Annotated in this window: 12 protein-coding genes; 6 read left to right on the top strand and 6 right to left on the bottom strand. The window is 71.9% G+C overall.

The window, feature by feature from the left end; translation table 11 throughout:
- Positions 1–57: 57 nt before the first annotated feature.
- Positions 58–531, bottom strand: a complete 474-nt coding sequence (locus tag ACFQ0P_RS03020; RefSeq protein WP_204980274.1) for an 8-oxo-dGTP diphosphatase — start codon at positions 529–531, stop codon at positions 58–60.
- 93 nt (positions 532–624) lie between these two features.
- Between ACFQ0P_RS03020 and ACFQ0P_RS03015 the strand changes: the two genes are divergently transcribed.
- The 3 genes from ACFQ0P_RS03015 to ACFQ0P_RS03005 all read left to right on the top strand — a co-directional run bounded on the left by ACFQ0P_RS03015 (position 625) and on the right by ACFQ0P_RS03005 (position 5808).
- A complete protein-coding gene (locus ACFQ0P_RS03015) occupies positions 625–1779 on the top strand; it encodes an exonuclease SbcCD subunit D (protein ID WP_204980272.1) in 1155 nt (384 codons plus the stop codon).
- Positions 1776–4787, top strand: coding sequence for an AAA family ATPase (locus ACFQ0P_RS03010; RefSeq protein ID WP_204980263.1), 3012 nt, complete (start codon positions 1776–1778; stop codon positions 4785–4787). Before ACFQ0P_RS03015 ends, ACFQ0P_RS03010 begins: the two co-directional genes overlap by 4 nt.
- A 163-nt stretch (positions 4788–4950) precedes the next feature.
- On the top strand, positions 4951–5808 hold the full coding sequence (locus tag ACFQ0P_RS03005; protein WP_204980261.1) for an SGNH/GDSL hydrolase family protein: 858 nt from the start codon (positions 4951–4953) through the stop codon (positions 5806–5808).
- A gap of 60 nt (positions 5809–5868) precedes the next feature.
- Here the strand turns inward: ACFQ0P_RS03005 and ACFQ0P_RS03000 are convergent, their stop codons facing one another.
- A complete protein-coding gene (locus tag ACFQ0P_RS03000) occupies positions 5869–6813 on the bottom strand; it encodes a hypothetical protein (RefSeq protein ID WP_204980259.1) in 945 nt (314 codons plus the stop codon).
- 80 nt (positions 6814–6893) lie between these two features.
- On the opposite strand from ACFQ0P_RS03000, the gene ACFQ0P_RS02995 reads away from it, so the two are divergent.
- Positions 6894–7076 carry a hypothetical protein gene (locus ACFQ0P_RS02995; RefSeq protein ID WP_204980257.1) on the top strand — a complete coding sequence of 61 codons (183 nt, stop codon included), beginning with the start codon at positions 6894–6896 and terminating at the stop codon, positions 7074–7076.
- 4 nt (positions 7077–7080) lie between these two features.
- On the opposite strand, the gene ACFQ0P_RS02990 is transcribed toward ACFQ0P_RS02995, so the two are convergent.
- The 4 genes from ACFQ0P_RS02990 to ACFQ0P_RS02975 all read right to left on the bottom strand — a co-directional run bounded on the left by ACFQ0P_RS02990 (position 7081) and on the right by ACFQ0P_RS02975 (position 11401).
- Complete coding sequence (locus tag ACFQ0P_RS02990; protein ID WP_204980255.1) at positions 7081–7638, bottom strand: phosphorylase family protein; 558 nt, start codon at positions 7636–7638, stop codon at positions 7081–7083.
- Positions 7639–7758: 120 nt separating this feature from the next.
- On the bottom strand, positions 7759–9240 hold the full coding sequence (locus ACFQ0P_RS02985; protein ID WP_204980253.1) for a lipase maturation factor family protein: 1482 nt from the start codon (positions 9238–9240) through the stop codon (positions 7759–7761).
- A 37-nt stretch (positions 9241–9277) separates the two neighbouring features.
- Entirely contained in the window at positions 9278–9934 is a 657-nt protein-coding gene (locus ACFQ0P_RS02980; protein WP_204980252.1) for a response regulator transcription factor, read from the bottom strand.
- 9 nt (positions 9935–9943) lie between these two features.
- Positions 9944–11401 carry a sensor histidine kinase gene (locus ACFQ0P_RS02975; protein ID WP_204980250.1) on the bottom strand — a complete coding sequence of 486 codons (1458 nt, stop codon included), beginning with the start codon at positions 11399–11401 and terminating at the stop codon, positions 9944–9946.
- Between the two features lie 142 nt (positions 11402–11543).
- On the opposite strand from ACFQ0P_RS02975, the gene ACFQ0P_RS02970 reads away from it, so the two are divergent.
- Together ACFQ0P_RS02970 and ACFQ0P_RS02965 are read left to right on the top strand one after the other, a co-directional pair.
- Entirely contained in the window at positions 11544–12692 is a 1149-nt protein-coding gene (locus ACFQ0P_RS02970; RefSeq protein WP_204980248.1) for a phosphotransferase, read from the top strand.
- Positions 12693–12802: 110 nt separating this feature from the next.
- Positions 12803–13249 carry a hypothetical protein gene (locus tag ACFQ0P_RS02965; RefSeq protein WP_204980246.1) on the top strand — a complete coding sequence of 149 codons (447 nt, stop codon included), beginning with the start codon at positions 12803–12805 and terminating at the stop codon, positions 13247–13249.
- Positions 13250–13283 lie beyond the last annotated feature (34 nt).

The following is a 13283-nucleotide window of genomic DNA, read 5'->3' as shown; positions in this document are numbered from 1 at the left end:
ATACGTCGGCTGCGGCATCCGTTCGCCACCCGCGCCGGGCGATTCGGCCGCGGACCGTCAGCTCGTCTCGAGGACCACGGTCGACAGGTCCGGGCCGAACGTGTACCGGGCATCGACGCTGCCGCCGCGCAGCACGCCGGGTAGCCAGCGGACGGCGTCGTCCCACATGCGGGCGTACGGGACGGCGGCGAGCGGGTACCACCGCGGGGCGATCTCGTCCGTCGCCACCGGTTCGCACTGCCACCGCCGCGTCGTGAACACCGTCGAGCGCTGCGACCACTCCGGCCGGGTGGGGAAGTGGTAGTCGATCGCGCCCGCTTCGACGAGGTCGGATGCCGCGACCACCACGCCGATCTCCTCGTGGACCTCGCGCACCGCCGCCTGGCGGGGGCTCTCGCCGGGGTCGAGCTTGCCTCCGATCCCCACCACCTTTCCGCGACCGAGTCCCGTGAGCTTGTCGCCGAGCAGCACCTCCAGGCCGTCGGAGCCGCGGCGGAGCAGGTACACCACGCACACCTCGGGCAAGGCCATGGGGGCAGGATACGCCCGGGAACGAGGCATCCCCGTCGCCCGTGCCCGGCACGCCTCGACGACGATGTCGGAGCGCGAAAGTACCGTGTGAGCATGCGGATCCTGCACACCTCGGACTGGCACATCGGGCGGTCGTTCCACGGCCACGCCACGCTCGATGCGCTGCGAGGCGTGCTCGGCGCGCTCGTCGCCCAGGTGCGCGAGCACGACGTCGACGTCGTCGTCGTCGCCGGCGACGTGTTCGATTCCGCGGCTCCCGCGGCGGCCTGCTACGGACTGCTGACCGACACGCTGCGAGGCCTGTCCGACGCCGGGGCGACGGTCCTCGTCACGAGCGGCAATCACGACTCCGCGGCGCGCCTGGGGTTCCAGTCGGCGCTGCTCCGCGACGGCATCCACGTCGTGACCGACCCGCTTCGGGTCGGGACGCCGGTCACGGTGGCCGACGCCGACGGTCCGGTGCACTTCTACGGCATCCCCTACCTCGAGCCGGCGCTCGTGCGGCACCTGTGGCCCGACGGCGACGTGCGGTCCCAGCGGAGGGCGGTCGAGCACGCGATGGCCTTCGTGCGCGCCGATCTCGCCGAGCGAGGCGGGCGATCCGTCGCGATCGCTCACTGCTTCGCCGCGGGGGTGGATGCCACGCCCGGCGTCGAGCGCGAGATCCGCCAGGGCAGCCTCGACGTCGTTCCGCTCTCGGTGTTCGACGGTCCGGACTACGTGGCCCTGGGGCACATCCACGGCCGACAGCAGCTGTCCGACCGTGTGCGCTACGCCGGTGCGCCCCTGCACTACGGGTTCACCGAGGGCGACAAGCCGCGCGGGTCCTGGCTCGTCGACTTCGACGCCGCGGGCTTCGCATCCGCGACGTGGCTCGACCTCCCCGTTCCGCGGCCGCTGGTCACGCTTCGCGGCACGCTCGACGAGCTGCTGACCGACCCGCGCTTCGCCGACGCCGAATCCGCGTGGGTGTGCGCGAAGTACACCGATCCCACCCCGCAGTCCGACCCGATGCGGCGCCTCCTCGCGCGCTTCCCGCACTGCGCGACGGTCGTCCACACGCCGGAGGGCGTCCGCGGCGACGACGGCCTGTCGTATTCGCGCCGCGTCCGCCGCGCGCGGTCCGATGCCGAGCTCGTGGACGCGTTCCTGTCCCACGTCCGCGAGGGCGATGGCGCCTCCGAGCCGGAGGTCGCGATCATCCGCGACGTGATCGACGAGCGCAGCGTCGTGGAGGCGACCGCGTGAGGCTTCATCGACTCGAGCTGACGGGTTTCGGCCCGTTCCGCGAGCGCCAGGTGGTCGACTTCGACGCGTTCGCCGCCGACGGGATCTTCCTGATCTCCGGGCGCACCGGCGCGGGCAAGTCCAGCGTCCTCGACGGCGTCACCTTCGCGCTCTACGGCGGGGTGCCGCGCTATGACGGCTCCGACCGTCGCCTCCGCAGCGACCACTGCGCCCCCGACGACCCGACGCGCGTGAGTGTGGAGTTCAGCGCCGGCGACAGGCGATGGCGCGTGACGCGCTCGCCGGAGTACGAACGCCCGAAGCAGCGCGGTTCAGGAATGACGACCGAGCCGCACCGTGCCCAGCTCGACGAGCTGGTGAACGGCGAGTGGATCGGGCGCGCCGCTCGTCCCGTCGACGTCGCGCGCGAGCTCGACGACATCCTCGGCCTCAGTCAGCAGCAGTTCCTGCAGGTCATCCTGCTCGCGCAGAACCGGTTCGCCGAGTTCCTCCTGGCCAAGAACGACGAGCGACAGCGGCTCCTTCGCCGTCTTTTCGGCACCCGCACCTACGAGGGCTACCAGGCGGCGCTGGAGCAACGTCGCAAGGACGCGGAGCACGAGCTGTCGCTCGCCGGCGACGGCGTCGAGCTGCTCGTCGGCGAGGCCGAGCATCTGCTCGCCGCTGAAGGCCTGCTGCCCTCCGACGCGTCCGATCCCGCGAACGCACCTCCGGCATCCCTCGCGACGCGGCTCGAGGCCACCGCAGTCGGGGTGCAGCGCGCGGCGTACCGGGCCGAGACTCTGGCGCGCGAGCGAGCCGAGGCCGACGCCGCACACCACGCTGCCGAAGCGGCGCACGCGTCGGCCAAGGCGCGGCACGCCACCCACGAGCAGCGCAGGAGGTCGCGCGAGGCGCTCGCGCGGCTCGAGGCGGCCGAGCCTCTCATCGCCGAAGACCGTGCCGTTCTCGCACAGGCCGCTGCCGCCGAGGGCCTCCGCGCCTACCTCGACACGGCAGCCGAGGCCGAGCTCGCCGCGAAGGTGGCGGAGGACGACGCCGCTCGTCTGCTCGGCGAGTGGCGCGCGGCGGGGAGATCACCCGCGCAGCCCGACACCGAGGCGCTCGCCGCCGTCGTGGAGCGTGTCACCGGCGACCTCGCGGTCTGGTCAGCGGCCGAAGCCGCCGAGCGAGAGCTCGAGCGGATCGTCGCCGAGGCCGCGGACGGCGAGGCGAGGGCTGCGGAGTTCGAACAGGCGCTCGCCACGCTCGACGCCGCGCGATCTGCCTTCCCGGCGCGTGTGGCCGAGATCGATGCGGCGCTCCCCGATCTGCAGGCGCGGGCGGGAACGCTCGAGTCGACGCGGCAGCATCGGGAGGCGACCTCCGAACGATTGCGGGCCGCCCGTGACGCTGAGAAGCTGACCGAAGCGGCCCGCGCGGCGGAGGTCGCCTACCTCGCTGAAACCGGCCGCCATGATCGCGCCCGCTCCCTCGTCACCACGCTCCTGCGCCGCCGGCTCGCCGGCCATGCGGCAGAGCTGGCCGCGGCCCTCATCGACGGCGAACCGTGCGCCGTGTGCGGCGCCACCGAGCACCCTGCTCCCGCGGAGGCGACCGAACAGCCCGTCTCCGACGCCGAGATCGCCGCGGCAGAAGGTGCGCGGGACGCCGCCGCCGTCGCCGAGAAGGCCGCAGCCGACGCGGCGCGAGGCGCGCGCGAGGCCCTCGCGACGGCGATGGCCTGGGCGGGCGAGGGCGTCGCCGCTCTCGTCGACGCCCTCGCCCAGGCGGATTCCGCGGCGGCCGCCGCCCAGGAGGCCGCGGCCGAACGGGACCGGCTCACGGCGGAGCGGAAGGGACTGACCGCCGCCGACGCCGAGGCCCGCGACGAGCGCGAAGCCCTCGCCGCCGAACTGGCCGCACTGCGAGAGCGACGTGCCGCGCTGGAGGCGCAGGTCGGAGCCGCTCGGCAGACGGTCGACGCTGCGCGCGGGGAGTTCGCGACCGTCGCCGAGCGCATCGCCCACGGCACGGCGCTGCGCGATCAGGCGTCGGCTCTCGCCGCGGCGCTCGTCGCGGCCGGAACGGCCGCCGACCGGGCTCGCAAAGCCGCGCGCGAACGCGACGAACGGATCGCCGCCTCGGTGTTCGCGGACGCCGCCCAGGCCGCTGCCGCCCTGCGGTCGACCGCCGACCGGGATTCGCTCGAGGAGCGGGTCGCGGCGCACGACGTCGCCCTCCGCATAGAGCGCGAGCGACTGCGCGAACTCGAGCTCGAGCTCGCCGGAGAGCCCGACGACGCTGTCGATCTGACGGCGACGGCCGCGGCGCTCGCGGCGACCCGCGAGCAGTGGAGCGCGGCGGTCGATCGTGCCGCGCACGCGGAGCAGGCCGCCGCCCGGCTGGCCGATCTGGTCGATCGTGCGCACGTATCCCACGACGGCATCGCCGTTCTCGCCGAGACGCACGCAGTGGTCTCGCGCCTCGCGAACACCCTCAACGGTCGCGCCCCGAACACGCACCGCATGACACTCGAATCCTTCGTGCTGGCAGCGGAGCTGGAAGAGATCGTGGAGGCGGCCAACCTCCGCCTGTCCGACATGTCGTCCGGTCGGTACCGCCTGCAGCACAGTGACGCCCTTGCGGCGCGCGGCGCGGCATCCGGACTCGGCCTCGAGATCATGGATGCGCACACGGGGATGGCGCGCCCGGCGCAGTCGCTGTCGGGAGGAGAGACCTTCCTCGCCTCGCTCGCCCTCGCGCTCGGACTCGCCGAGGTCGTGACCGCGCGCGCCGGCGGGGTGCGCCTTGACACGCTCTTCATCGACGAGGGCTTCGGCTCCCTCGACGACGACACGCTCGAGCTCGCCATGCGCACGCTCGACGAGCTGCGGCAGGGCGGTCGCACGGTCGGGCTGATCAGCCACGTCGCCGCGATGAAGGAGCAGATCCCGGCGCAGCTCATCGTCGTCGCCACCCCTCACGGCCCGAGCACGATCTCGCAGGACGCCGCACTCGTCGCGTGACGGGCCCTCGGCGTGCGGGCCATTGATGCGGCGTGACGCGCGGGTGTAGGGTCGCGCCAGATCCGGTTCTGGGGACCCGATCCTGCCCGACCGCCGGCGCGCTCGTCCGGCCGCGGCTGCTGCCGCGCCCACTCCATCCACGATGTCGTAACGGAGTCACCTCATGCGCTCTTCCTCCAGGGCGCGTCGCGCGCTCGCCAGCCTTGCGGCCGCGGCCGTCATCATCTCGGGAACCCTGTTCACCTCGTCGGCCGCGCATGCCGCCCCCCTGCCGCCGGACGGCGTCAGAGTGATGGCTGCCCTCGGCGACTCCATCACGCAGGCGTCCATGACCTGCAGTGCTCTCGCCAGCTGCCCGGCCGGCAGCTGGTCGACCGGCACGACGACGTCGGTCAATTCACACCTCCTCCGCCTGCGCGCCACGGCCGCTCCCGACAACCTGGTCGGGTACAACGACGCCGTCGCGGGGGCGAAGTCGAGCGCGCTCACCGCGCAGGCGCAGAAGGCGGTGGCGCAAGGTGCTCAGTACGTCACCATCGAGATCGGCGCCAACGACGCCTGCACCCGGACCGTGGCGGAGATGACACCCACCGCCACGTTCGCCGCGAACGTCCAGGCTGCACTCGCCACGCTCTCGACGAGCCCGAGCACGCCGCAGGTGTTCGTGGCCAGCATCCCGAGCCTGCAGCGGATGTACGACCTCAACAAGTCGAGCCTCAGCGCTCGCTTGACGTGGGGTCTCCTCCGCATCTGCCAGTCGATGCTCGCCAACCCCACCAGCACGAAGGCGGCGGACGTCCAGCGCCGGGCCGCCGTTCAGGCGAGGGTCGACGAATACAACGCCGCGCTCGCGGCGGCCTGCGCCGGCTACCCCGGCACCTGCCGGTGGGACGGAGGCGCGGTCGCGACCTATGCCTTCACCAGGTCGGACATCTCGACGCGCGACTACTTCCACCCGTCGCTGTCTGGTCAGGCGGCGCTCGCCGCGGTGACCTGGCCGAAGACGCAGTGGTCGTCGTGATGCCGTGACGCGCGGGGGCGGCGGCTCGGCGAGCCGCCGCCCCCGACCGTCACCGGCCGATCACTCCTCGACGAGGTACATCTCGGCCGCGTCGTACACCGTGTCGTAGAACGCGATGGCCTGTTCTTCGGCGAACAGCCCGTCACTGCTCTCGACGGTGGATGACACGAACGCGTCGCGGGCGGCGTCGCCGGCCACGAGCAGGGCCTTTCCGGTCGTGATCAGCATCTCGTCCGAGTAGATCTGGCTGATCATGTCCTCGGTGATGCTGGGATCGATCTCCTGCAGGATCTCGGTGATCCGGGGGCGCACGACATCAAGGTAGGCGGCCTCGTCGTAGGTGCCGGTCTGAGCCTCTCCGCCGTCCTCGGTGCCTCCGTCGTCCTCGGTGTCTGCGCCGTCGCCCGGCGTCGCCTCCTCCGACACGGACACGTCCGGATTCGAGCCCGAGCTCGAGCTCGACGCGGCGAGCCCGATCCACACGAACGCGGCGACGATCGCGAAGACCCACAGGATGCCACCCAGCACCGACACCGCGATCGCGCCGATCCCGAGTCCCTTGCCCCCCTGCTTCTTGCTTGCGAGCGTCACGATGCCCAGGACGAACGCAACCAGGAGCAGCAGTCCGCCGAGGACCGCGAGGACCAGCGAGACCCACAGGAGCGGGGCGAACGCGATGCCGACGAGAACCAGACCGCCGATCGCGAGGCCGAGCGAGGCCCACGCGAGACCGCGCGGGCGGTCGGTCTCGGACACGGGCGCCTCGGGGGCGCCGTAGGTCTGAGTCGGCGCACCGTACGCAGGCTGCCCGTACGACGGCTGCCCGTAAGCGGCTGCGCCCCCCGGCTCGCCGTAGGCGGGCTGTCCGGCGGGCGGGTACGCCTGCGTGGGCTGCTCGTCGGCGGGCGGGTACGCCTGCGTGGGCTGCTCGTCGGCGGGCGGGTACGCCTGCGTGGGCTGCTCGTCGGCGGGCTGTGCCGGCGTGGGGTCGCTGGGAGTGGTCATCGTCTTCCTTCGGCGGGTGTGTGCGGACGCGCGGAAGCAGATCGCACCCCCGCGGCCCCCACACTATCTAGGCTGTAGGGGTGAACAAGACCACCGTCTGGACTGTCATCGGAGTCGTCGTCGCGATCATCATCGCGTGGGTGCTGGTCGACGTGCTGTTCTCGGTCCTCTGGTTCATCGGCAAGCTCGTCGTCGTCGCCGTCGTCGCGGTGATCGTGTTCTTCGTGCTGCGGGCGATCTTCGCGCGGTCGCGCCGCGACTGACCCGTCAGACGCCGTACTCGGCGAGGATCTTGTCGCGCAGCCGGTGGCTGCACGCCGTCACCGTGGCTCGCCAGTCCGTCAGCGCGTTGTCCTGCGCGCGGTCGGAGACGGCCTTCAGCACGCGGATCGGCACGCCGAACCGCTCCGCCACCCAGATGTACGCGTAGGTCTCCATGTCGACGAGCCCGGCGCCCAGTGGGCGGATGACCGAGACGGCCTCCGCGTCGTCGACGAAGTGGTCGCCCGTCGCGATCGTGACGCCTTCGCGTCCCACCTCGACGCGGGGCGGGAGCGAGACGTGCTGGCCGACGATGCCGTCGATGTCGGTGACGTCGTGCTGGATCGCGGCGTCGATGTCGTACACGTCCGCATCCAGGCGTGCGTCGATCGCGCCCGCCGTTCCGACGACGACGACCTCGTCGTAGTCAGCCGCGTCGAGCGCACGCGTCAGCGCGTATGTCGCCTGGAGCTTGCCGGGGCCGGTGACGAGCTGGTCGAAGCCGGGAAGATCGGCGGGGAACGCGACGAGTTCGGCCTCGAGGGCCGCGACGAGGAGCTTCACCCGTCCATTCTCCCCTTCCCGCCTCCGCCACCTCGCCGAGAGGGCGCTCCCGACCGGAAATCCCGGGCAGATCTGGTCGGGAGCGCCCTTTCGGCAATCCGGGTCGGGGGGAGGGTGGGGTCAGCGCAGCGACAGCGGGCCAATCACAGGGCTGCGCCGATCCCGGACCCACCGGTCGCCCGACGCGCGGAACTCGGCGCGCGTGGTGAATCGGTAGCGGTACGCGACGGCACGCACCCAGCGTGGCCGCTCGCCGCCGAAGGGATCGCGGGCCAGCAAGCCTAGGGTCGCGGCATCCGCCTGCAGCAGACGCACGAGGAACACCGTGAACCAGTCCTCGAGCGACCGGCCGAGCGGCAGGAACCACATCAGCCAGTCCAGCCGCAGATGGTAGGGCGCGACCTGCCGGGGAAGGCGCCGCACGTCGCCGGGCTTGCGCTTGAACGCGTACTCGCGCCAAGTCGCGGCATCCGGGTCCTCGTCGGGCGTGCCCTCGACCACGATCTCGATGCGCTCCTTCGTCACCGTGCCGAACGCGCCGTAGGCGTTGGCGAGCTGCCAGCGGTTGAAGCCTGCGTTCATGAGCTGGCGCCGGGCGAACAGATTCCGCAGCGCGGGCCAGCTGATCACGACGTAGAGCAGGCCGATCCCGGTCGTCACGACCACCCAGGGCAGCGGCATCCCGTCGATGAGCCAGGGCGGATCGCTCGGCGGCGACCGCACGGGCGCGCCGATGCCGAGCAGCCCGATCGCCGAGAACGCCAGCACGATGGTCGCCCAGTTGAGCCACGCGAAGTTGCCCGTGGCGACGAGCCAGAGCTGCGTCGCGATGACGATCGCCGCGGCGACCGCACCCACGATCGCCGGGACGGGACCCGGCACGATCAGCCCGAGGAGCGGAGCGAACAGGAACCACGGCACCACGAGCTGCGCGAAGTGATTCCCCAGCACCTCGCCGCGGTGGAACCACTTCGGCAGCAGATGGGCCTGCCGGCTGAGGGGTCCGGGCATCGGCTGCGTCTCGTGGTGGTACATCAGCGCCGTGAGGTCGCGCCACTCCCGCCCACCGCGGATCTTGATCATCCCCGCGCCGAACTCGAGCCGGAACACCAGCCACCACAGCAGCACGAGGACGACCGTCGGGGGCGGCTCGGCCTCCGACCCGAGGAAGGCCGCCAGGAAGCCGGCCTCCAGCAGCAGCATCTCCCACCCGAATCCGTAGAACGTCTGGCCGATGCTCACGATCGACATGTAGCCCAGCCACAGCAGCAGGAAGCACGCCATCGGGATCCACGGCGAGAACAGCTGAGGGATGCCGCAGACCACGGCCGCCGCGATCACGATGCCCGTCCCGCACAGCGCCGCCAGTCGGCGGTCGGTGTACCGCACGTATCGGAACAGCGTCGGGCGGAGGAGCGTCCGCCCGCGCGGGGAGCGCCGGGCCCAGTCGAGCAGCTCCGGGGCGGGGAGCAGTCCGCGCTCGCCGAGGAGCGGTCGGAACTGGTTCAGAGTCGAGACGAACGCGACGAGGTAGAGCGCCGCGATCCCTCGCTGCAGGACCTGGCGCGCGAACTCGAAGTCGACCGCTGCGAAGCCGTCCACGCCCTCATCCTGGCACCGCGGAGGGGCCGGCGCACCGTCACACCAGGCGATACCCCACGCCGCGCACCGTCTCGATCCGCTCGGGCCCGAGCTTGTGCCGCAGGTACCCGATGTAGACGTCGGCGACGTTGGAGCCCGGGTCGAAGTCGTAGCCCCACACCCGGCTGAGCAGCTGTTCACGGCTCAGGACCTGCCCGGCGTTGCGCACCAGTTCCTCGGCAAGGGCGAACTCGCGCGCGGAGAGTTCGACGCCGACGCCGGCGACATCCGCTCGCCGCGTGCGCACGTCGAGAGTCAGGTCGCGGTGGCGCAGCTCCGCTGTCGGCGCTGCCTCGTCGCGCCTCATTCGCAGGCGGATGCGAGCGACGAGCTCGTCGAAGCGGAACGGCTTTCCCAGGTAGTCATCGGCGCCGCCCTCGAGCCCGGCCACCGTGTCGTGCAATTCGACCCGGGCGGTGAGCATGATCACGGGCATCCGCGACCCCGATCCGCGGATTCCCTCGAGCACGGCGAACCCGTCCATCTCGGGGAGGTTCACGTCGAGCACCAGAAGGTCGAATTCGCCGCTCAATGCCAGGTCGAGCGCCTGCCGCCCCGTCGTGGCGACGCGGGTGGCGAAGCCCGCGGAGCGCAGGCCCTTGTCGATGAACCCGGAGATCCGCGATTCGTCGTCGGCGATCAGGATGGATGCCACGGGACCCCCTCAGTCGGACATCACGGTCGTCGCAGCCGGCGCCGGCGCAGGCGGACGCGGAGGAATGATCAGGCCCTCCGGCGCCTGCCGGCCGCGGACGAGCGGAATCGAGATCGTGAACGCCGCGCCGCCACCAGGCGCGTCATCGACGCGCACGCTGCCCGCGTGGGCGCGCGCGATGACCTGGACGATGTTCAGCCCGAGCCCGCTGCCCGCGGGGTCCTCGGCATCCGTCCCCCGGTGGAAGCGGTCGAAGACGCGGGGCTTCTCGTCGTCGGGGACCCCCCGTCCGAAGTCGCGGACCGTGATCCGGAGCTGATGGTCCGCGACGACGCTCGAGATCTCGACCTCGCCCCCGCCGTGGGTGACGGCGTTCTGCGTCAGCTGGAGCAGCGCTTGAGTGATCCGGGAGGGATCGAGCTCCGTCACGACCTCCGCGAGGTCGCCCATGCGGATCGTTCCGCCGTCGATGCCCTGTGCCTTGCGGACGACCTGACGGAGGAGGTCGGCGGCATCGACCAGCACTGGCTTGACCGGCGCGGGACCGTGGAGGGATGCCGCGGACGCGAGGTCCTGGACGAGCCTGTCCATGCGCTCGAGCTCGTCGACGGCGAGATCCCGCGTCGCGCGGACGTCCTCCGGGTCGTCCGGATCGACGACCTCGACATAGCCTCGGACGATGGTGATGGGGGTCTTGAGCTCGTGGCCGACGTCGCTGAGCAGCCGTCGCTGCGACTCCAGGGCTTCATCCAGCCGGTCCAGCATGTCGTTCATCGTCCGGGCGAGTTCGGACACGTCGTCGCGTCCGACGATCGGAATGCGCTCGCTCATCGACTGCCCCGACACCCGCTGCGCCGTCTCCCGCATCTGACGCAGGGGTGCGAGGAGTCGGGTGGTCACCCAGCCGGCGGCGAGCGCGATGACCACGAGGGTCGCCGCCGACGCGATGAGCCACACGCGAGCCGCGGAGTTGATCTCCGCAAGCTCCGCCTGCACGTCGTACGCGATGACGAAGAGGGCGGACGGCTCCGGCGTCGACTCGACCGTCACGGGCATCGCCAGATACCGCCACGCGTGGCCGTTCTCGGCGTAGGTGCCGACCACGGGATCGCCTTCCTCGGCGGAGCCGACCACATGGTCGATGAACGCCGGGTCCTGGAGGAGATCGACATCGAGGGGTACTCCGGGCACGAGCGAGGCCGCGCCGTCCACGATGCCGACCACGCCGGTGTTGTCGTCGGGTGCAGCGCGCTGGACCACGGCCGCCAGGGCCTCTTGGGCGCTCGTCCAGGGCTCGCCCGCCACCGGATTCTCCACGAGGTCCCGGCCGGCGGCGAGGTTCGCGATGAGCAGGTCGTCGACCTGGCGCAGGATGCGGTCCCTCTCCTCGAGATAGACGACGAAGCCGACGGCGGTCATGCCGAGGGCCGCGACGACCGTGATGACGGCGATCAGGCGGGTTCTCACCGAGATCGCCGGGGAGTGCGGTGCTCGCTCCCGCCCGGCTCGACCTCTCACGCCGTCAAGTATGGTGCGCGTGCGAGTCGTCGGGATCGACACTAAGAGAGGTCTCATCACTCGCGTACGGCGTTCGTGCTGGGATCGGAGGATGCTGCACGCCGCGCCGTCCGACGAAGAACTCCTGCGCGAGGCCCTGGACCTCGCGCCCGGGGCCTCGGTGACTCGGATCAGCCGCGAACCCCTCGGCGACGGCTCGGTGGTCGGATTCGATGTCGTCGAAGGAGCGGCATCCGTCACGTACTTCCTCGACACCTCTGGGCGCACTGTTCCACGCGAGACCGGTCTGCTCGTCGGGGAGCCCGACGCGCCGGATATGCGGGTGTGGCTGCATCCTGCCGATCCGCACCTGCCTGCCCTGGCCCCCGTGGCCTTCGCGCACGCCGCCGAGTCGATGCTCGCCCGACTCGGTCTGACCGCGGCCGGTGCGCCCGAGACGGTGGTGTACCGTGCCGGCCGGCGCGCGGTGTTCCGGGTGCCGACGGACGACGGGCTCGTCTGGGTCAAGGTCGTGCCGCCCGCCCGGATCGGACGGATCGTCCGCGCCCACGCCGCGTTCGACCGGGCCGGGGTGCCGGTTCCGACCGTGCGGGGCTGGTCGGACGAGGGGATGGTGGTGCTCGACTCGGCGGCGGGAACGCCGGCGACCGAGGCGACCTGGACCGCCGCCGCCCTCGTCGACCAGGTGGACCGGCTGCGGGGGGCCATCGCGCGGATCCCGCTCAAGGGTCGGGCACGGACGGACCTGCGGCGAAGGGCGGCCTGGTACGCGGACCGGTTCGAGCACGAGGCGCCCGGCTATGCACGTCGCGTCCGCGAACTGCGACGTCGAATCGAGACGGGGTGGCGTGACGGCCGGGAGAGGTCGGTCCACGGAGATTTGCACTTCGGCCAGCTCTTCCTCGGCGACAGCGGTGAGCTGAGCGCGGTCATCGACGTCGACACCGCCGGTACGGGGGCGGCGTCGGACGACACCGCAGCCTTCGTCTCCCACGCGCTGTCCAGCGCCCTCCTCACTCCCGTGCCGCACGATGAGCGGGTCTGGCTGCTCGCCGGTGAGGCATTCGCCCGGTGGGACGCCGATGCCGACGCGGGCGACGGGCTGCGCGGCCGGACCGTGAGTCACTTGCTCGGGCACGCGCTGGGTGCGGTGCAGCGCGGCGACGAGGCCCGGACCGGCGCGCTGCTCGACGCCGCCGACGCGGTCCTCGAGGGTCGCGTCACGCGTCCGCGTGCATAAGAGGCATCTCATCGCATCCTTCGCCGCGGCTTACCCGGCACCAGCAGGCTGAAGTCAGCGGCAGGGTCGACGATCCCCCCGGAGACCCGCCGGACGAAAGGAACACGAACATGATGAACAAGAAGAAGTGGGTCGCCTACGGTGTCGCAGGTGCCGTCGGCTTGAGCCTCGTGGGCGGTGCAGCGGCCGCCACCGCGGCGAACATGACGATGCGCACGAGCGACGGGTCGGTGGTCCCCGGCGGCCCGGTCGTCGGACCGCGCGGCGGCGATGTTCTCGACCGCGGCGGACTTCAGCTGCGGGTGACCGACACGTCGGCGTCGGTCGTCACGTCTCCATCGCCGTCGCCGTCTCCGTCGTCTTCGGCGCCGACCGTCGCTTCCCCGGCAACCCCGGTCGCACCCCCCTCGCCGGTCTCCGCTGTGAGTGCCCCGACCCCCGTCGCACCGGCTCCCGCACCGGCCCCCGCCCCGGCTCCGGCCCCTGCGCCGGATTCGCCCGCTTCGCCGGCGTCGGCCCCGTCGGCCGGATCCGTGGCCTCGGCAGCGTCGGACTGAGGACGACCCGGGGTCGCAGAGAGGGCGGGGCAGT

The organism is Microbacterium insulae, assembly GCF_042677065.1.
GTDB lineage: Bacteria > Actinomycetota > Actinomycetes > Actinomycetales > Microbacteriaceae > Microbacterium > Microbacterium insulae.
This window is presented reverse-complemented; position numbering and strand designations above follow the sequence as displayed.

Excerpts from the sequence above, each read along its gene's own strand:
- ACFQ0P_RS03020 (WP_204980274.1), bottom strand. The coding sequence starts at position 531 with ATGGCCTTGCCCGAGGTGTGCGTGGTGTACCTGCTCCGCCGCGGCTCC.
- ACFQ0P_RS03015 (WP_204980272.1), top strand. The coding sequence starts at position 625 with ATGCGGATCCTGCACACCTCGGACTGGCACATCGGGCGGTCGTTCCAC.
- ACFQ0P_RS03005 (WP_204980261.1), top strand. The coding sequence starts at position 4,951 with ATGCGCTCTTCCTCCAGGGCGCGTCGCGCGCTCGCCAGCCTTGCGGCC.
- ACFQ0P_RS03000 (WP_204980259.1), bottom strand. The coding sequence starts at position 6,813 with ATGACCACTCCCAGCGACCCCACGCCGGCACAGCCCGCCGACGAGCAG.
- ACFQ0P_RS02970 (WP_204980248.1), top strand. The coding sequence starts at position 11,544 with ATGCTGCACGCCGCGCCGTCCGACGAAGAACTCCTGCGCGAGGCCCTG.
- ACFQ0P_RS02965 (WP_204980246.1), top strand. The coding sequence starts at position 12,803 with ATGATGAACAAGAAGAAGTGGGTCGCCTACGGTGTCGCAGGTGCCGTC.